The organism is Hyphomicrobiales bacterium (genome assembly GCA_039973685.1).
Classification (GTDB): Bacteria; Pseudomonadota; Alphaproteobacteria; order Rhizobiales; family JACESI01; genus JACESI01.
In genome coordinates this window covers 1-19,397 of sequence record JBDWKL010000029.1, presented here as the reverse complement: position 1 = coordinate 19,397, position 19,397 = coordinate 1, and the positions used below count along the sequence as shown (strand labels likewise).

The following is a 19,397-nucleotide window of genomic DNA, read 5'->3' as shown; positions in this document are numbered from 1 at the left end:
TCGCATCTTAGTCAGATGCAGTCAGGAACCGCCGTGCCGCATAACCGCGAACAATTGGTTCCCGCTTACTTCAAGATATGGTGATGATGAGGTGATTATTCAAGAAAAAACCCCCGAAACTAGGCGTTTCAGGGGCTAACCTTGCGTCTAAAGATGCTCTTAGCTTAGCTTTTGGCTGCTTTTTTAGCAGGCACAACCTTTTTACCCTTAGCGGGTTTTGGCGCTAATTTTGTGCGCTGGTCAGCTTTTAGAACGAACTCTGTAATCTTAGGTCGGATACCTTTTCTAAAGCGCGAACCATTGAACACGCCATAATGGCCGACTTCAGGCTGCACATAATGCATCCGTTTGCTATCTGGAATATTCGAGCAGAGGGAATGAGCGGCTTCTGTTTGACCAACACCAGAAATGTCGTCTTTCTCACCTTCAACCGTCAATAGAGCCACATTCTTGATGGCTTCCGTTTTCACCAATTCATCACGGTGCATCATGTCGCCTGTTGCAAGAGCATGACGAATGAAAACTGTGTCAACCGTTTGGAGGTAAAACTCAGCCGTTAAATCCATCACAGCCATATATTCGTCATAAAACTCACGGTGTTTGTCAGCCGATTCCCCATCACCTTCGACAAGGTGATTATAAAACTCACGCTGCGCACTCACATGGCGATCCAAATTCATGCTCATGAAACCTGAGAGTTGCAAGAAGCCTGGATAAACTCGGCGCATGACACCAGGATGCGGGAAAGGAACAGTCATTATGACGTTGTTTTCAAACCAATCGAGATCGTTTTTCTGCGCTAGGTCGTTCACGACCGTTGGATTGATCCGCGTATCAATTGGCCCACCCATCAATGTCATTGATTTTGGCGCAAGCGGATCTCCAAGTTCTTCCATGCGTGCAACAGCTGCTAGAACAGGAACTGACGGCTGGCATACAGCGACAAAGTGAACATCACCCTCAAAATGATGAGCAATGTTGATGACGTAATCAATATAATCATCAAGATCGAAAGAACCGTCTGTGATTGGAACCTGGCGGGCATCGACCCAATCAGTGATGTAGACATCATGATAAGGGAGCAATCCTTCAACAGTTCCTCGTAACAATGTTGAATAATGCCCAGACATTGGAGCCACAACCACAACTTTGGAAAGGCGACCTTCCATGTCAGGCCCTTGGCCAGCTGGCGCCATGCGTTGAAACTGGATCAAGTTACAAAAGGTATCTGACCACACCGTTTTTTCAGACACGCTTAATGGCACGCCGTCGATTTCAATTTCTGTAATGCCGAAAGCCGGTTTGCCATATTGGCGTGTTGCCCGTTCAAACACTTCAAAACCCGCATCAAGCGATCTCACAACCGGCGTGTTCGCCAGTGGGCTCATCGAATTATTGACGAGTGCACGCGTGGTTTCAGCCATTGTACGCCATGGGCTCATGGTCGCATGGGTCATTTCGTGCAAGAAATAAAACGACATTAAAAAGCCTTTCAACTGGAAAACGGCTTGCCCGTGCAAGACCGATATTCGATGAGTGCTCAAATCTTAAAATTTTGCAGTGCAACCATCTATTTTGCAGTGCACCATATCAGATAAAAACGAATGAACAACTAGTCCTTTGGAGAGTATAGGGACGTTCTAACAATTATATTTCTAAATACCGTAAAATTCGATAGTCGCCTTAACCACCACTTGCTCTTCGCCTCAAAGCGAAAGCGCTAAGCACCCCTACCAAAATAATCAAACCACCCTAGTCGACAGAGGTTACAATAGGGTAAAAACATGAGAACACTCCAAAGAAGGTTAAAATTTTACCAACGTTGCCTGTGGTGTATTGGCGCCCAAACCATCCTCGATTGAGACCAACTTTGTTACATAACTGATTTTTCCTTGAGTGCCGGATCTTGAAGATTATGAAACCGTTTGGCACCAAACCGCGCAATCATCAAAGTTAGTTTTTTACGCATCGGCGCCGACAACTTATCGTCGGGCGCTTCGCGCATGCAAGCAGCGCCAAAATTGTCCGCGATCAGCAAGCCAGCTTCAACCGGAAAAATGTCTGCCGGGACATCATTGAGCGTTGCAAAAAACAAAGCATCACAATGGTTTTGATAGTCTTGCCATTTATGATCTGCTCTAAAATCCTCAACTGATGATTTGATTTCAATAATCCAAATTTGCCCTTTAGGTCCAAGAGCCACCATGTCGGCACGGCGCTTATCTGGTAGCGTGAGCTCTGGCACATAAACATAATTGAGACTTCGCAGATAACGCCCAACACCACGTTCTATTTCTGTCGCTCGCGTTGAATGTCTTCCGTCAAACTGTTCCATCGCACCCAATCATTCTGTAAGCCCAAGATCAAAACTACGTGTACAGAAACAAAAAAATCTAAAAATTTAACTTCCGTTAGTAAGCTTGTGAGAGAATATGTGCAACTCGGGCACTTTCTCATGGTGAGAATACAACCCTGAAGGAATAAAAAATTGCGTGGCGCATTCGATGCTAAACTTTCGGATTTTCTCCAAGATTTCCCGACTCCCATGTGCATGGAGGACAGCGAAGGCGTTGTTGTGTTCGCAAATGCGGCTTATGTAACCCTGCTTAACACCAAAGAAGATCGTGTTATTGGGCATAAAACAGGGCCGCAAAGCGCTTTATTCCAACCCGTACGCTCAGAAGCTGATAATCTTTCGCAACCAGGGCAAACGCCTGAAGCTGAAGTGTTGTGCAAGCTCGTGACTGACGACATCAAAGAATGCATGGTGCTTGGCAAACCTAAGCTCGTCACTGGCGAAGATGGTAATGAACATACGCTGTGGAGCTTATGCGACATCAGTCTTTTCGTTTCTTATGAACAAGAACTCGAAGACAAGCATCGCGAACTGCGCAAACAGCAGAGCAAGTTGAAAGAACTTGCCGCGATTGATCCATTGACCGGCATTGCAAACCGCCGCTCTTTCTATGACAAATCAGAAGAATTGCTAACATACGCAGAGATCGGTGATCTTGAAATTGGCGTTTTGATGCTCGATCTTGATAATTTCAAGAACCTCAATGATACACACGGCCATGCGGCTGGTGATGAGGTTTTGATTGCATTCACCAAACTAATTGAAGATTGCGTTCGCGGCTCAGATGTTGTCGCAAGATTAGGTGGCGAAGAATTTGCCATTTTGCTCCCAGATGCCCCCGAAGTTGCGACACGACGTATTGCGCAACGTATCATCGACCGCACTGGAAAAACCAAAATCAAATACGATGGGCAAGAAATTAGCTTTACCACCAGCGTTGGCGGCACAATGTGGATGAGTGGTGAAGATAAGATCGACATTGCTCTTAATCGCGCCGACAAAAATTTGTACATCGCAAAAGACAATGGCCGCAACCAGCTTGAGTTTGAAAGCTGCCAGTTTGAAAAAAATAAGGTCGCTTAAACCTAAGCGACCTTAAAACGTTTATATCCCTTAAAAAACCAAACGCCCAACCTATCCAAGATCAGGCTTGTGGTCTCCTGCTGATTGCAGCTTTCGCTCCAACGTCAGTTTCTTTTGGTAACGACCTTGGACGATATCCACCAAGACCATAACCGCGATGACAAAGTAGAAGGTGCTCTTAGCCATTGGCTCAACAGGCACGCCTGCAAGTTTCAAATGCGCGATATGGCCGCCTTCTGACAAAAGCAAAATACCAACAACAAACAGGATGAAGAGCCCAAGCACTTCATACATGCGGTTCTTTTTCAAAAAGTCTGCGACATAGTCAGCCAAGACAATCATCATAATGCCTGAAACGATCACAGCGACGGCCATAAGGATGAATGTGTCTGTTAGCGCCATCGCACCCAAGATTGAATCGAACGAGAACACAACATTCATGGCCACAATCCAAATAATCGCAGAAACCATCGTACGCTTCGCGCCGCTCTCGCCTTCTTGATCCAAATCTTCGATTGTCATCATGTGGCTAATCTCTTTGAGCGCGGTGTATAAAATGAACACACCACCAGTTAACACAATGATAGAATGACCATTAATCGACGCTTCTATGATGCCTTCAAATTCAAGCTCGAACAGCACATCTTGAAAAAGCTTAATCGCGTTTACAAGGACGAAGAGAAGGACCAACCGCAATGCGATCGCGATGCCGATACCCCAACGCCGTGTGGCTGCTTGTTGATGCAGGGGCACGCGTTTTGATTCGATTGAGATATAGAGAAGATTGTCAAAACCGAGTACTGCTTGAAGCAGAATCAGCATGGCAAGTGTGAAGAGGTTATCGATAGTTAGCAATTCAGCCATAATTCAATTTCCTTGCGCTAGAATTCTTAACTTTCTCTACTAAATCCAAACTGCCCATTCAACCTTTGATATAGCAGCAAATTTTTACAACTCACGGATATTACATTCTAATCACACCTTTATTATATCCATAAATTCATAGGACATATTCCAAATGATAAATTGATTGCGCGCGTCTTTGGGTTACAACAACACTTAAAGCACGATAACTGTGCACTTTCATGCAACTTTTGGAGGTTTCGGCATGGCAGATACGGTAGAACATGGTGGCCTGAAAATTAATCAGGAACTTTATGATTTCATCAACAGCGAAGTAATGCCGAACACCGGTGTAGAACAAGCAAAATTCTGGGATGGGTTTGCAGCGATCGTTCACGACCTTACGCCAGAAAACCGCGCTCTTTTGGCGAAGCGTGAAGATTTGCAGCTAAAAATCGATGCATGGCACCGCGATAACCGCGCCAATGGCATGGATATGGACGCTTATAAAGCCTTCTTGAAAGAGATTGGCTATATGGTCGAAGAAGGTGGCGATTTTTCTGTCGACACGGACAATGTTGATCCTGAAATTGCCTCAGTTGCTGGCGCCCAGCTGGTCGTGCCCGTTATGAACGCACGTTATGCACTGAATGCAGCCAATGCACGTTGGGGTTCACTCTACGATGCACTTTACGGCACTGATGCGATTTCTGAAGAAGACGGCGCGGAAAAAGCCGGTGGTTATAACCCAGCACGCGGCACAAAAGTAATTGCATGGGCACGCAAACATTTGAATGCTTCTGTTCCTTTGCTGGACGATTGGGTGAATGTTGCAGGCTTCAGCGTTGCCAATGGTGCTTTGACAATCAAAACCACTGATGGTGGCGAGACAGCGCTTACTGATCCATCGCAGTTTGTTGGCTATAAAGGCGATGCTGACGCGCCAGATGCTTTGATGTTTGCAAAGAACGGCCTGCATATTGGCGTTCACATCAATGCAGACCATCCAATTGGCTCAACCGATGCCGCCAACATTTCAGATGTTTGGTTAGAATCTGCCATGACAACCATCATGGATTGCGAAGATTCTGTTGCAGCCGTTGATGCCGAAGACAAAATTCTTGCCTATAAAAACTGGGCGGGCCTTATGAAAGGCGATCTCAAGGATGAGTTCATGAAGGGTGACAAGATGGTCACGCGTGAATTACATCCAGACCTAGATTACACAGCACCAAATGGTTCTGCGATCTCTCTCAAAGGTCGCTCGCTCATGCTGGTTCGCAATGTTGGGCACCTTATGACCAACCCTGCAATCCATGACAAAGATGGCGCTGAAGTGCCAGAAGGCATTATGGATGCTGCCATGACAGCGCTTGCAGCGCTCCACGATGTTGGCACAAATGGCCGCCGCGCAAACTCTGCGCATGGCTCTATGTATGTTGTGAAACCAAAAATGCACGGGCCGGAAGAAGTAACCTTTGCTAATAAGCTATTTGGCCGCGTTGAAGAACTGGTCGGCATGGCGCCAAACACCATGAAAATGGGCATCATGGATGAGGAACGCCGCACCACGGTGAACCTTAAAGAATGCATCCGTGCTGCGAAATCTCGTGTTGTGTTCATCAACACCGGCTTCCTTGATCGTACAGGCGATGAAATTCACACCGCCATGGAAGCTGGCCCAATGATCCGCAAAGCGGACATGAAGCAAGCCGCTTGGATTGCTGCTTATGAAGAGTGGAATGTAGACATTGGCATTGAATGTGGTCTTTCAGGCCATGCACAAATCGGCAAAGGCATGTGGGCCATGCCTGATTTGATGGCTGCCATGTTGGAGCAAAAAATTGGTCACCCAATGGCAGGTGCAAACTGTGCTTGGGTTCCCTCCCCAACGGCTGCAACGCTTCATGCAACACACTACCATCAAGTGAGCGTTGCAGAACGTCAGGCAGAAATTGCAAAACGTGGCCGCGCAAACTTGGATGACATTTTGTCTATTCCAGTCGCAGAACGCCCGAACTGGCCGAAGGAAGACATTCAAGCAGAGCTTGAAAACAACGCACAAGGCATTCTTGGGTATGTGGTGCGCTGGGTTGACCAAGGTGTTGGCTGTTCAAAAGTGCCAGACATCAATGATATCGGCCTAATGGAAGACCGCGCCACATTGCGTATTTCTTCACAGCACATGGCAAACTGGCTACACCATGGTGTTTGCAGCGAAGAAGAAGCCATGGGTGCCATGAAAAAGATGGCGGCAAAAGTAGACGGCCAAAATGCTGGCGATCCACTTTACCAAGCAATGGCCGCAGACTTTGATGCCTCCATTGCCTTCCAAGCAGCCTGTGATTTGGTGTTTAAAGGCAAAGAACAACCAGCAGGCTACACGGAGCCGATCTTGCACCAGCGTCGTTTGGAAGTGAAAGCTGCCAGCTAGATTTGCTCACCGTTAAAAATCAAAAGCCCCGGTTCAATGAACCGGGGCTTTTTTGTTTAAGGCTGATTGTTGGAATGACGCGGCAGCTTATCCTTAGTCAGTATAACCTTTAAGCGTTCCATTGATCACATAGGCCAAAATATCAGCAACATCCGTCGGTGTATCGGTGACGGCAAGGGCTGCGGCATCAACCTCTTTCAACGCATGTTGATGATCAGCGCCGTGGATCACGATTAGAGATTTGCCAAGTGCAGAGGCATAACCCGCATCAAAGGCGGCATTCCATTGTTTATATTTCTCACCAAAGCGAACCACCACAATGTCAGCACGCTCAATCAAGGTGCGGGTGCGGATTGCATTGACCTTTGCGCCTTTATTGTCGTGCCAAAACTTGTTTGGCTCTTCGCCCAAAATCGCAACACCACAATCATCTGATGCTGGATGGTTTGTCACGGGTGCTGCAAAGGACACATCAAGCCCCTGAGCTTTAGTCGCCTCTTCAATTTCTTCACGCCAATTCGTGTGAATTTCGCCTGAGAGATAAACTTGCCATGTCATGATTTCGCACCCTATGTGATGAATTGTTCCCATCACTTAGTGCATCTGAAGCAAATCACCAACCAAGGAAGGCCTTGATTGGCGATTTTTAGGATAGAAAATTTAGAACGCTCGAATTTGCGGGTTGGCCGCCAAATAATCTTGAAGCTCCCGTCTTGCAATTTTAACATTAGAACGAGCAATCGGCTGCTCTGCCCGCAGATTGTTTAAACTTCTTCTCTCTTTCGGAATTTTCGCAATCAGTTTTGGATCTTTGGAAATTGCCCATCTGGCTAGATTATCGATACTCGTGTCGATCTCGTTTTGAATGCCACTAACACGGCTTTCAGTACGAAGTGTTTCAGAATTCAAAACGTGACGAATCATCAGTTATATTCTTGATTTCTCCCACATCCCGACACACTAGAAAACAGATGTTGCAAACCAGCCGCCAATCAGGAAAACTCAAACAATAATTCATTTATGCTGTGAACTGTGGAGATCGACATGAAGCTGTTATCTCAAATTGCAAAACCATCCCTTGTCGGCACGCTTTTTATCGGCCTTGCAACACCTGTGTTGGCCGCTGATGTTGTGCCTGCTAAACGATTATTTGGGTTCAAGGCAGCGCCCGCGCCTTTGAAGGCTCGCGCCGTTGGGTCTTATGCGAGAGGATGCTTGGCTGGCGGCACATCCATTGAGATTGATGGTCGCTACTGGCAAGTGATGCGCCTGTCACGCAATCGCAATTGGGGACACCCATCGCTTGTTAAATATGTCAGACGTCTTGCTAATGATGCAGGGCAAGCGGGCGATTGGTCTGGGCTTATGGTTGGCGACCTTGCTCAACCGCGCGGCGGCCCCATGCTAACAGGGCATAACTCTCACCAGATCGGACTTGACGCCGACATTTGGCTCAACCAAATGCCTAATCGACGCCTGACCCGCGAAGAGCGCGAGAAATTGAGTGCTGTTTCAACGGTCAATTTTGATAAGAAAGAAGTCGACCGGAAAGTTTGGTCACCCAACCATGTACGCTTGATCCGCCGCGCCGCTTCTTACCCAGAAGTTGCTCGCATTTTCGTCAATCCGATTATCAAGAAAGAACTTTGCCGCGCGGCCGGGAATGATCGCGCATTCTTACGTAAAGTTCGCCCTTGGGCAGGCCATCATTATCATATGCATGTGCGTTTATCGTGCCCAGCGGGTTCTAAAGACTGCAAAGATCAAGCCCGTCCTGCTGCTGGTGATGGATGTGGCGCAGACCTTGCTCGCTGGTTTGCACCACCACCAAAACCAAAAGGCAAAGTTAAGCCCCGCAAACCGAAACCACCACTCACGTTGGCGAGCCTTCCTAATTATTGTGTAACGGTTCTAAAAAGAGGAACAGCAAAACTGCCATCTTTCCCTCCAAAACGGCCACCATTTCCGAGAGGAAAGCCCTCTTAAGGTCTCGTCAGTCGTGGATCACAGCAAGCTTGATCACGAAAAAATGTCTTAACTGTCAGTCATAGGACCTATTATCTTTGGAAAATATCTTGCACAATAACCTAGAAGCCCAGTTTAAAATTTGGTACTAAACTTCCAAAAAACAATGGCTTAACGCCCTGTCAGCTAATTAAGTGAATTTTTGTCATGTTCCTTTTTGACGTTTTAAAGAACAAAATCTCGATCCCCAAGGCAGAAGACGCACTGCCAGGACGGGATGAAGAAATGATGATTCCAGAGTTTCATTTCACCAATGGCAACCCAATGAAGGGGCCGTTCCCTGATCAATTGAAGCAAATTATATTGGGCCTTGGCTGCTTTTGGGGAGCCGAAAAAGCATTATGGAAAATGCGCGGTGTCTATGTAACTGCCGTTGGTTATTCAGCTGGCCACACTGCAAATCCAACCTACCAAGAAGTCTGCTCAGGCAAAACTGGCCACAATGAAGTGGTGATGGTTATGTATGATCCAGATCAAATTTCACTCGACAACTTGCTGATGCACTTCTTTGAAAGCCACAATCCAACCCAAGGCATGCGCCAAGGCAATGATGTTGGCACGCAATATCGCTCTGGAATTTATTATAAATCGAACGATCAAAAAGAAGTCGCAGAAGCCGTAAAAGAGCGCTATCAAAAAGCTCTGCTCAAAAAAGGCTATGGGCAAATTTCGACAGAAATACTGCCTGCTTCTAGCTTTTATTATGCAGAAGACTACCATCAACAGTATCTCGCAAAGAATCCAAGTGGATATTGTGGCCTCGGCGGCGTTGGCGTTAGTTGCCCCGTTGGCGTTGACGCCTAAAAACCAAGCTAAACCTATTATATAATTCGGCTAATCCCACCCTGCCCCTCTTCGCATTGTGTCGGCTTTCTGCCAGCTTTGTGATTGACAACGCATTGCAAGCAGATACACTTTTTGCAGTTGGAATACAGATCGGGAGGATTATATGATCAAAAAGGCCCTGCTAGGAACACTTGCAGCCGCGTTCATGGCGAGTACCGCTCATGCCGCTGAAGTCAAAGTTGGTTTCGTTACCACACTCACCACACCTGCTGCCGTTATCGGTAAAGACATGCAAAACGCCGTGAATTTGGCTGTTGAGCATATGGGTGGCAAAATGGGTGATCTTGATATTAACCTCATCTATGGCGACGATGGTTTTAAGCCTGAAACCGGCAAACAAGTCACCGACAAGCTTGTCAAACAAGACAATGTTGATTTCGTCGCGGGCTACATTTGGTCGCACGTTCTTCTTGCATCGCGCAAATCAGCGCTTGATGCCGGTAAGTTCCTCATTTCCGCAAATGCTGGTCCATCACCGATCGCTGGCAAGCTTTGCCACGAGAACTTCTTCTCAACATCTTGGCAAAATGACCAAACACCAATGGCAATGGGCGAAGTGCTCAACCAAAAGGGTGTGAAGTCAATTTACGTCATGGCGCCAAACTATGCTGCGGGCAAAAACATGGTCGCAGGCGTTGAGCGCACCTTTAAAGGCGAAATCAAAGGCAAAGACCTCACCAAATGGGGTAAAGACCGCCAGCTTGATTTTTCTGCTGAACTTGCAAAAGCAAAAGCATCAGGTGCGGAAGGCATCTTCGTCTTTTACCCAGGTTCTGCCGGTGGCGCGTTTATCAAGCAGTATCAGCAAGCTGGCCTAACTGAGAGCTTGCCGCTTTATTCTGTGTTTACGGTTGACGGTTTATCTTTGCCAAAATTGCAAGCGGCAAACTTTAAAGCCGTGCTTGGTTCACAAACAACCCAACAATGGGATCCAAGCCTCGACAATGATCAGAACAAGCGCTTCGTCGCAGACTTCAAAGCAAAGCACGGTGGCTACCCATCATTTTATGCAGCGCAGGCTTACGATTCAATGTTCTTGATCAAGTCGGCCGTTGAAGCGGTTGGTGGCGACCTTACCAAAAAAGATGAAATGCGTGCAGCAATGAAATCTGCAAGCTATGCATCTGTTCGCGGTGAATACAGCTACGGCAACAACAATATGCCGATCCAAAACTTCTACCTTCGTGAAGTCATTGAAGATTCTGAAGGCAAGTGGACAACGAAAGTTGTTCAAACTGTTTTGGAAGCACACCAAGACCCCTATGCAGGCGAATGTTCTTTGAACTAAGCTAAATTAGTCGTATTTTCGGAGGGAGCCTCAGGGCTCTCTCCCTTGTTTTTTGGGATTTGCAAGCACTTCGTTTCACTTGCATCTTATACATTTTTATGGACTACGTCCTTCTTTTAACCCAAACGTTAAATGGATTGCAGCTCGGCGTATTGCTGTTTTTACTCGCATCCGGCCTTACCCTTGTGTTTGGCATTATGGATTTTGTGAACCTTGCCCATGGTTCGCTCTACATGATGGGCGCCTTCATTTGTGCGACCCTCACTTTTGCAACGGGCAACTTCTTTTTAGGCATTTTGCTTGCTATCCCCGTGATGGCCTTGCTGGGCTATGCCGTGGAATTCGGCCTTGCGCGCTGGCTTTATACCCGCGATCACCTTTCTCATGTGTTGGCCACTTTTGGGCTAATTTTGATCTTTGACACGCTGGTACAAATCATTTGGGGGGAAGCAGGCATTGTGGTCCCGCTACCTGAATGGCTTGATGGGCAGGTCGAGATTTTACCAGGGGTTGTCTTCCCAATCTTCAGGCTTCTCATCATTGGGTCCGGTCTCAGCATTGCGGCGGGCCTCTTCTGGCTGGTGAATTATACACGCCTTGGCATGTTGATCCGCGCGGGCGCATCTAACCGCACCATGGTGTCAGCGCTCGGTATTGATATTCAAATGTTGTTCGGCCTTGTCTTTGCCCTTGGCGCTGTTCTCGCTGGCATTGCGGGCATGTTGATTTCGCCCATTACAGAGGCAGAAATCGGCATGGGTAACGGCATCATCATCACAGCTTTCGTCGTCATCATCGTTGGCGGCATCGGCTCCATGAAGGGCGCTTTTATTGCGGCCATGTTGATCGGCTTGATCGACACATTGGGGCGCTCGTTCTTAGATGATGCGTTCAAATTATTCATGACAGAAAACAGTGCTGAAACAGCGGCCCCTGCCGTCTCCGCCATGTTGATCTATATTTTGATGGCGATCATTTTGGCTGTGCGTCCGCAAGGCCTCTTTCCTCCGAAGGTGCGTTAGATGAGCCGCAACCTCAACCATAGAATTTTCAGCATCATCATTATGGTGCTTCTCGGCATCTTGCCCCCGATTTTCATTTGGATTGGCGAACCATTTTATGCCGACCTTGCAACCCGTATTGTCTGTCTTGCAATTGCCGCTGTTAGTCTAAATTTGATCCTTGGTTATGGTGGCATGGTCTCATTTGGCCATGCGGTTTTCATCGGCATTGGCGCTTATGCAGTCAGCATTCCAAGTTATCACGCAACCTATGGCGAATGGGATGCAATTGCGAGTTACAACGGGCTCTTCCAGTTTGGTATTGCCATTGGCCTTTCCGCTATTTTCGCTCTCATCGTTGGTGCTATTTGCCTGCGAACCAAGGGCGTCTACTTTATTATGATAACGATGGCCTTTTCGCAGATGATGTTTTTCTTCTTCATCAGCCAAGAAACTTATGGCGGTGATGATGGCCTCACAATCGACATCCGCTCAGAGCTTCCATTGATAAGCATGGATGACCCGTTGCAGATGTATTTGCTTTGTTATGCCTCGCTGGTTGCGGCTGTGTTGTTCGTGCGCATGATCGTGCGCTCACGCTTTGGCATGGTGTTACGCGGTGGCATGGGTAACGAAGAACGCATGCGGATGATTGGTTATAATGTCTATCTCTACCGTCTTGTCGCTTATGTCATCTCAGGCGCAATGGCTGGATATGCAGGCGCACTACTTGGCAATTTCACCACCTTTATCTCACCAGAAATGATGGATTGGACACGATCCGGCGAACTGATGTTTATGGTGATCCTCGGCGGCGGTGGCACCAGTGTTGGGCCTGTGCTTGGATCAATCCTCTTTATCGGGCTTGAGTTCGTCATTGAAAACGCCATCGCGCTCATCAATCACGATTGGGCGAAATATTGGCACCTACCGTTTGGGGCGTTTTTGATTGCTGTGGTGCTGTTTGTGCCAGGCGGCGTAATTGGACTGTTTAAAAGCAAGGAGCGCAAAAAATGAGTGCACTCCTTGAAATTGACGGCCTCAACAAAAGCTTCGGTGGCGTTGCGGCGACCGTGGATGTCTCACTCAGTGTTGAGCAAGGTGAAATCCATGCGATCATCGGGCCGAATGGTGCGGGCAAAACGACGCTCATTTCTCAGCTATCAGGTGGCTTGGCTCCCGATAGCGGCAATGTTCATTTTCGCGGCCAGACCATTACCAACCTACCCGCTTATAAACGCGCTCACCTTGGTATGGCGCGGTCGTTTCAAATCACCAGCTTATTGATGACCATGAGTGCCGCCGACAATGTGGCGATTGCAGCACAGGCACAAGAAAGCCACTCGTTCAAATTCATCCGACCCGCTGCTAACATCAAGTCTCTTCGTGACAAAGCACAAGCAGCCCTCGACCGTGTTGGGTTAGGTGCGCGGGCCGATGATATGGCAAGCAGCCTTTCTCACGGTGAAAGACGGCAGCTTGAAATTGCGGTGGCGCTGGCAACAGAAGCCGACTTTCTTTTGTTGGATGAGCCGATGGCTGGCATGGGCATTGAAGAATCAGCCCGCATGGTTGATCTGCTCAATGGACTTAAAGGCGAGAAAACCATGCTGCTTGTTGAACATGACATGGACGCTGTTTTCGCGCTTGCCGACACCATCTCCGTTCTTGTCTACGGCAAGATCATCGCAACTGGAAAACCCGAAGACATTCGCGGCAATGCTGATGTGCGTGCTGCCTATCTTGGGGAGGCTTAAGCAATGTTGAAAGTATCTGGCTTAGAGACATTTTACGGCGCGAGCCAAGCCCTCTTCGGGATGGATTTTGAGATTGAAGAAGGTGAAGTCGTCACCCTTCTTGGGCGCAATGGCATGGGCAAGACCACAACCATCAACTCGCTCATGGGCATCGTGAAGCCGAGTGCTGGCAGCATTCAGTTTTCTGGCCATGAATTAGCGGGTGAGAAATCATTTAAGATCGCGAAACTGGGCCTCGGTCTCGTGCCAGAAGGGCGTCAGATTTTTCCAAATCTATCAGCCCGCGAAAATCTAATCGCGACAGCAAGCAACCACCTTGGCATGAGTAATCCATGGACCATGGACCGCATTTACGATCTCTTCCCCGAACTTGCGACACGCGCAAGCTCAATGGGCAATCTTTTATCAGGTGGAGAGCAGCAAATGCTCGCCGTGGGTCGCGCACTCATGACCAACCCGAAACTCCTCATTTTGGACGAAGCAACCGAAGGACTTGCCCCGCTTATCCGTGATAAAATTTGGACAGCTCTTGGAGAAATTCGCCAAAGTGGTGTTTCAATTTTGTTGATTGATAAAAACATCAACGACCTTATGAAGCTCGCAAACAAGCACTTCATCGTTGAAAAAGGCCGTGTTGTTTGGTCTGGGTCATCTGATGAATTGAAAACGCAAGAAGACGTGCAACAACGCTATCTCGGCGTATAAAAAAACTGGCGCAGGGGATGGGCCCACGCCAGCTAGGTTTGAGATCATCAATTTGACAATTATTTTTCCGTAATCATTACCCGATGTGGGAATGGTATTTTGATTTTTTGCTTGTCAAACTCCTGCTTCACCAATTGGGGAAGCGAGTATCTCAAATCGAAATAGTGTTCGCCTTTGCAGAACGGGCGAGAGATGATGTTCACTGACGATTCACCCAGTGTGTCCACTTCGATGAAGGCAGCAGGTTCACTCAACACATGCTCATGCTCATCAAAAACTTTTTGAATTGTAGCCTTCGCCTTATCGAGTTTTGTATCGTAGGAAACGGAAAAGATCATATCGACACCACGCTCTGGATAATGGCTGTGGTTGATAATCTTCGTACCCCAAAGTTCGCTGTTTGGAACGATGATGTGCTGATTGTCGAACGTCACAAGATCGGTTGTGAAAAGTGTGATGCCTTTAACCTTACCAAACACATCCGCACCATCAATGAAGTCATCGACTTTAAACGGGCGGAACAAGAGCAACATCACACCAGCTGCAAGGTTTGACAATGTGCCTTGCAAGGCGAGACCAACAGCAAGACCGGCGGCACCGATGAGGGCGACCAGCGACGTTGTGGTTATGCCGAAACGTTCAAGCACCATGATGCCCGCGAAAGCCAATATCGCGTAACGGGCTAGACTGCCTAGAAATTCAAATAACGTGTCGTCAAGCTTCTCATTGGAGTTGGCGATTTTGGTGATCATCCGCTTGATGAAACCAGCCACCCAATAGGCAACAATAATGATGATGATCGCGTAGAATACATTCATCACATTAGACGAGAGCCATGAAGCGCCCGCACTCGTTTGTTCTAAAACTTTACTTTCCATAATATCCCCACTCCCTGCAATATGCACTCATAGGTATATATAGGTTGCTCAACACAATTTAAAGTATTTTCTCAAAAATCTTCCACAACCCAGAATTTGGTGCAAAGACACCACTGGTAGATATGGAAAATAGCAATATAATTCATACACCTAGACAAATTCGCACCAATTTCGACCGTATAACAATGTTGTACTCACATTATCTTGCCTCTTCTCACATGATGTGGCTCAATTGGTTGTAGATAACCATTTCTGGGAGGAATGATGGTGAGTGATTTGAACCAAAACGCGGCCTGCTACTTTGTGGACCGCCACGCTAACGCCATTCCAGATAAATGTGCTTTCCAAGAGGCTGACGGCGCTGAACGCTGTTTAAGTTACGGCGAACTTGGCACCGCTTCTGGCAAGATGGCCGCCCTTTATGAGCGCTATGGCCTTGGCCAAGAAGACCGCGCTGCCATGCTGGTTTTGGATCAGATTGAATTTCCAATCATCTTTTGGGGCAGCATGAAAGCGGGCATCGTTCCAATCGCCATCAACACATTGCTGCCAACTGAAACCTATCGCACCATCTTAAACGATAGCCGCGCACGAGTGCTTTTTGTGTCAAAGGCGCTCTATGCAACCGTTGAACCATTGTTGGCTGACAACCCTTATTTGAAAGCTGTTTTTGTTATCGGCGAGGACACGCCAAAAGGCTGCCATGATTTCAATGCGGAGCTTGAAAAAGGTGATGCCCGTCCAACGATTGAAGTAAGCGGCGATGAATGTGCGTTTTGGCTTTATTCGTCCGGCTCCACAGGCCAGCCGAAAGGCGTTCAGCATGTACATAGCGCGCTTCAAGCAACCGTTGATACTTACTCAAACAACATCTTGAAAATGCGCGAAGATGATGTGGTTTATTCTGCCGCGAAACTGTTCTTCGCTTATGGCTTAGGCAATGGCATGACCTTCCCCATGTCGGTTGGAGCAACCACGTGGCTTCTCGCCCAGCGCCCAACACCTGACAGTGTTTTTGCAACCATCGCCAAAGCCAAGCCAACGCTTTATTGCGGCGTGCCAACTCTTTATGCAGCCCTTGTTGCGCAGATGGGCGACAAGACCGGCGGCCTTGAAAATTTGCGTTGTGCAATTTCAGCAGGCGAAGCATTGCCCGCCGAAATTGGGAAGAAGTGGCATCAACTAACCGGCGTCGACATTCTTGATGGTGTTGGCTCAACAGAGATGTTGCATATCTTTTTGTCGAACGGACCAGATGATGTGGTCTACGGTACGTCCGGCATTGCTGTGCCCGGCTATCAACTTCGCCTTGTCAACGAGCATGGTGATGAGGTGGCAAACGGCGAGGTTGGTGAGCTTCTGGTCAATGGCGCGTCTGCTGCCGATGGCTATTGGAACCAACGCGAAAAATCTCGCGCGACCTTTGAAGGCAATTGGACACGCACAGGCGATAAATATGAACGCCGCGATGATGGTCGTTATGTTTATTGTGGCCGCACCGATGACATGTTCAAGGTGAGCGGCATTTGGGTTTCACCGTTCGAGGTTGAGCAAGCAATCAGCGCTCATGCAAGCGTGCTAGAAGCTGCCGTTGTTGCTGCACAAGATAGTGATGGATTGGAAAAGCCAAAGGCCTTCGTCGTGCTGCAAGAAAGCGCGAATGGCGACGGGTTGGCGGAAGAATTAAAAGAGCATGTCAAGCAAGCCATCGGCAAATGGAAATACCCACGGTGGGTGGAGATCGTGCCTGACCTACCAAAGACTGCGACAGGCAAAATTCAACGCTTCAAACTTCGAGGATAATGTAAACCAATGATGGATTGGAACAACCCAAACCCGCAACACATTCAGATCGGCACGACCAAACTGGAAGCCCAATGCTTTGGCCCGCCGCCATCTAACGCACCAACAATCATTATGTTGCATGAGGGATTGGGGTGCATTGCTTTGTGGCGCGATTTTCCATCACGACTGGCAGAGGCAACCGGATACGGTGTACTTGCCTATTCACGTGCAGGCTATGGCGGATCAGACGGAAGCCCGCCACCAAAGCCACTTGATTATATGACGCGCGAGGCAATGGATGTTTTACCGTTGGTTCTCGATCAAATCGGCTTTCAACGCGGCATCTTGCTTGGCCATAGTGACGGAGCTTCAATTGTAACGATCTATGCAGGCAGCACAGAAGACATGCGCATTCGGGGCTTAGTTTTAATGGCGCCACATTTCTTCACTGAGCCTGTGGGTCTTACCGCCATAAAGGCTGCAAAAGAGATTTATGAAACAGGCGACCTCAAACAAAAACTGGCCAAATATCACACCCATGTGGATGATGCTTTTTATGGCTGGAACGGCGCTTGGTTGGATGATGATTTTAAAGACTGGAATATTGCAGAGAACATCGACTATTTGAGAATTCCCGTGCTTGGCATTCAAGGGCGCAATGACGAATACGGCACACTTGCCCAACTCGATGAATTGGAAGCGCGGCTTTATTCGCCCTTTGATTGTGCGATCTTGGAAGACTGCAAGCATTCGCCACATCTTGAAAAGGCGGATGAAACGCTGGGTGTCATTACAGAGTTTTGTCAGCGCCTTGAGCGCTTAGAACGTGAACTTGTCTCAACTAGCAATGCTGCACCATCACAATAACGCTTAATTTATGCATTATAAAACACATAATGATGTATGAAGACTGAAAAAGTGCATATTTTTGCAAAATTGATGTATTTTTATGCTTTTTATTGCTATCCTTTGTACTAAAGTGCCTTAATAGGCTTTTAGGAGGCTTTGCCATGAGCAAGCGGATTGATTTTCAAACCGACCCATCAAAATACAAGCATTGGAGCGCCCGTTATGACGGGCCTATAGCCTTTGTCACGATGGACGTGGATGAGAATGGCGGCTTGTTTGATGGTTATGAGCTAAAGCTCAATTCTTATGATCTAGGCGTTGATATCGAGCTTTCAGATATCATTCAGCGTATGCGGTTTGAACATCCAGAAGTAAAATCTGTCATCATGCAATCTGGCAAAGACAAAGTGTTTTGCGCAGGCGCTAATATTAGAATGCTGGGCGGTGCGACCCACGCGCACAAAGTCAATTTTTGTAAGTTCACCAATGAAACCCGCAATACCTACGAAGCGGCCAGCACTGATTCCGACCAAACATGGATTTGCGCGGTAAAAGGATCATGTGCAGGGGGTGGATATGAGCTGGCTCTTGCCTGCGATTACATCATGCTGACAGACGATGGCGCGTCGAGCGTCTCACTACCAGAGTTACCTTTGCTTGCGGTTCTGCCCGGCACAGGCGGCCTCACCCGTGTTACCGACAAGCGCAAGGTGCGCCGCGATTTGGCCGATGTATTTTGCACGGTTGAAGAAGGTATCAAGGGCAAAAAAGCGAAAGAATGGAACCTCGTCGATGAGGTCGTTAAAAACTCGACCTTTGATGAAACCGTGCTGGAACGCGCCAAAGAGTTTGTCGACAAGTCTACCCGCCCGAACGGCCTAACAGGCATTGAGCTAACACCACTAAAACGCACAATCGCGGATGATGGTTCGCTCACCTATAGCACGGTTGAAGTGGCCATTGATCGTACAATCAATATGGCGACGATCACGATCAACGGACCTGATACTGCGGCGCCCGCATCAACCGATGCCCTTCAAGCAGAAGGGGCTGACACATGGATGCTTCGCACGGTGCGTGAGCTTGATGATGCCATCTTGCATTTGCGTATCAATGAACTTGAGATCGGGCTGGTTGCCTTTAAAACCCAAGGCGATCCTGAAGCTGTGAAAGCTCATGAAGCCTTTTTGATTGAAAACAAAGACCACTGGCTTGCTAATGAAATTCTCAATTATTGGAAACGCCTCCTAAAGCGCATCGACGTTACATCACGCTCGCTTGTCGCAATGGTTGAAAATGGCTCTTGCTTTGTGGGCGTACTGGCAGAACTCGCCTTTGCTTGTGATCGCTCTTACATGATGGAAGGCGACTTCGACGGCGATAACCGTCCTGTCGCGACCCTCACTTTGACCCAGAGCAATTTCGGCATGATGCCGATGGGCAATGACATTTCCCGCTTGGAAGCCCGTTTTTACGGCACGCCTGAAATGGTGGATGGCGCACGCGAAGAGATTGGCAATTCGCTGGAAGCCTTTGACGCCAATGAA

The 19,397-nt window shown here is 47.9% G+C and carries 18 protein-coding genes; 12 read left to right on the top strand and 6 right to left on the bottom strand.

Going from position 1 to position 19,397, the window contains the following annotated elements:
• Nucleotides 1-164: 164 nt before the first annotated feature.
• Both phaZ and ABJO30_08550 read right to left on the bottom strand, forming a co-directional pair.
• Nucleotides 165-1,481, bottom strand: a complete 1,317-nt coding sequence (phaZ, locus tag ABJO30_08555) for a polyhydroxyalkanoate depolymerase (protein ID MEP3232862.1) — start codon at nucleotides 1,479-1,481, stop codon at nucleotides 165-167.
• 392 nt (nucleotides 1,482-1,873) lie between these two features.
• Nucleotides 1,874-2,335: an MmcB family DNA repair protein gene (locus ABJO30_08550; protein MEP3232861.1), complete on the bottom strand. Its 462-nt coding sequence runs from the start codon at nucleotides 2,333-2,335 to the stop codon at nucleotides 1,874-1,876.
• 153 nt (nucleotides 2,336-2,488) lie between these two features.
• Between ABJO30_08550 and ABJO30_08545 the strand changes: the two genes are divergently transcribed.
• Nucleotides 2,489-3,439 carry a GGDEF domain-containing protein gene (locus tag ABJO30_08545; protein MEP3232860.1) on the top strand — a complete coding sequence of 317 codons (951 nt, stop codon included), beginning with the start codon at nucleotides 2,489-2,491 and terminating at the stop codon, nucleotides 3,437-3,439.
• A 51-nt stretch (nucleotides 3,440-3,490) separates the two neighbouring features.
• Here ABJO30_08545 and ABJO30_08540 read toward each other — a convergent pair whose 3' ends face one another.
• Entirely contained in the window at nucleotides 3,491-4,303 is an 813-nt protein-coding gene (locus tag ABJO30_08540) for a tellurium resistance protein TerC (protein MEP3232859.1), read from the bottom strand.
• A 244-nt stretch (nucleotides 4,304-4,547) separates the two neighbouring features.
• Between ABJO30_08540 and ABJO30_08535 the strand changes: the two genes are divergently transcribed.
• Nucleotides 4,548-6,716: a malate synthase G gene (locus tag ABJO30_08535; GenBank protein MEP3232858.1), complete on the top strand. Its 2,169-nt coding sequence runs from the start codon at nucleotides 4,548-4,550 to the stop codon at nucleotides 6,714-6,716.
• Between the two features lie 93 nt (nucleotides 6,717-6,809).
• Here the strand turns inward: ABJO30_08535 and ABJO30_08530 are convergent, their stop codons facing one another.
• Nucleotides 6,810-7,274 (bottom strand): YtoQ family protein, encoded by a 465-nt coding sequence (locus tag ABJO30_08530; GenBank protein MEP3232857.1) that lies wholly within the window; start codon nucleotides 7,272-7,274, stop codon nucleotides 6,810-6,812.
• 102 nt (nucleotides 7,275-7,376) lie between these two features.
• A complete protein-coding gene (locus ABJO30_08525) occupies nucleotides 7,377-7,640 on the bottom strand; it encodes a hypothetical protein (GenBank protein ID MEP3232856.1) in 264 nt (87 codons plus the stop codon).
• 120 nt (nucleotides 7,641-7,760) lie between these two features.
• On the opposite strand from ABJO30_08525, the gene mepA reads away from it, so the two are divergent.
• The 7 genes from mepA to ABJO30_08490 all read left to right on the top strand — a co-directional run bounded on the left by mepA (nucleotide 7,761) and on the right by ABJO30_08490 (nucleotide 14,338).
• Entirely contained in the window at nucleotides 7,761-8,702 is a 942-nt protein-coding gene (mepA, locus tag ABJO30_08520) for a penicillin-insensitive murein endopeptidase (protein ID MEP3232855.1), read from the top strand.
• A gap of 186 nt (nucleotides 8,703-8,888) precedes the next feature.
• A complete protein-coding gene (gene msrA / locus ABJO30_08515; GenBank protein ID MEP3232854.1) occupies nucleotides 8,889-9,545 on the top strand; it encodes a peptide-methionine (S)-S-oxide reductase MsrA in 657 nt (218 codons plus the stop codon).
• A 145-nt stretch (nucleotides 9,546-9,690) separates the two neighbouring features.
• Nucleotides 9,691-10,875: an ABC transporter substrate-binding protein gene (locus tag ABJO30_08510; protein ID MEP3232853.1), complete on the top strand. Its 1,185-nt coding sequence runs from the start codon at nucleotides 9,691-9,693 to the stop codon at nucleotides 10,873-10,875.
• A 98-nt stretch (nucleotides 10,876-10,973) separates the two neighbouring features.
• Nucleotides 10,974-11,897, top strand: coding sequence for a branched-chain amino acid ABC transporter permease (locus ABJO30_08505; protein MEP3232852.1), 924 nt, complete (start codon nucleotides 10,974-10,976; stop codon nucleotides 11,895-11,897).
• Nucleotides 11,898-12,893, top strand: coding sequence for a branched-chain amino acid ABC transporter permease (locus ABJO30_08500; GenBank protein ID MEP3232851.1), 996 nt, complete (start codon nucleotides 11,898-11,900; stop codon nucleotides 12,891-12,893).
• On the top strand, nucleotides 12,890-13,633 hold the full coding sequence (locus tag ABJO30_08495; GenBank protein ID MEP3232850.1) for an ABC transporter ATP-binding protein: 744 nt from the start codon (nucleotides 12,890-12,892) through the stop codon (nucleotides 13,631-13,633). Before ABJO30_08500 ends, ABJO30_08495 begins: the two co-directional genes overlap by 4 nt.
• A 3-nt stretch (nucleotides 13,634-13,636) precedes the next feature.
• Complete coding sequence (locus ABJO30_08490; protein ID MEP3232849.1) at nucleotides 13,637-14,338, top strand: ABC transporter ATP-binding protein; 702 nt, start codon at nucleotides 13,637-13,639, stop codon at nucleotides 14,336-14,338.
• Nucleotides 14,339-14,397: 59 nt separating this feature from the next.
• On the opposite strand, the gene ABJO30_08485 is transcribed toward ABJO30_08490, so the two are convergent.
• Nucleotides 14,398-15,216 (bottom strand): mechanosensitive ion channel domain-containing protein, encoded by an 819-nt coding sequence (locus ABJO30_08485; protein MEP3232848.1) that lies wholly within the window; start codon nucleotides 15,214-15,216, stop codon nucleotides 14,398-14,400.
• A gap of 267 nt (nucleotides 15,217-15,483) precedes the next feature.
• Between ABJO30_08485 and ABJO30_08480 the strand changes: the two genes are divergently transcribed.
• The 3 genes from ABJO30_08480 to boxC all read left to right on the top strand — a co-directional run.
• Entirely contained in the window at nucleotides 15,484-17,019 is a 1,536-nt protein-coding gene (locus tag ABJO30_08480) for a benzoate-CoA ligase family protein (protein ID MEP3232847.1), read from the top strand.
• A 9-nt stretch (nucleotides 17,020-17,028) separates the two neighbouring features.
• Nucleotides 17,029-17,868 carry an alpha/beta hydrolase gene (locus ABJO30_08475; protein ID MEP3232846.1) on the top strand — a complete coding sequence of 280 codons (840 nt, stop codon included), beginning with the start codon at nucleotides 17,029-17,031 and terminating at the stop codon, nucleotides 17,866-17,868.
• A gap of 143 nt (nucleotides 17,869-18,011) precedes the next feature.
• Nucleotides 18,012-19,397 (top strand): 2,3-epoxybenzoyl-CoA dihydrolase (gene boxC, locus ABJO30_08470; protein MEP3232845.1); only part of this gene is annotated, 1,386 nt, incomplete at its 3' end.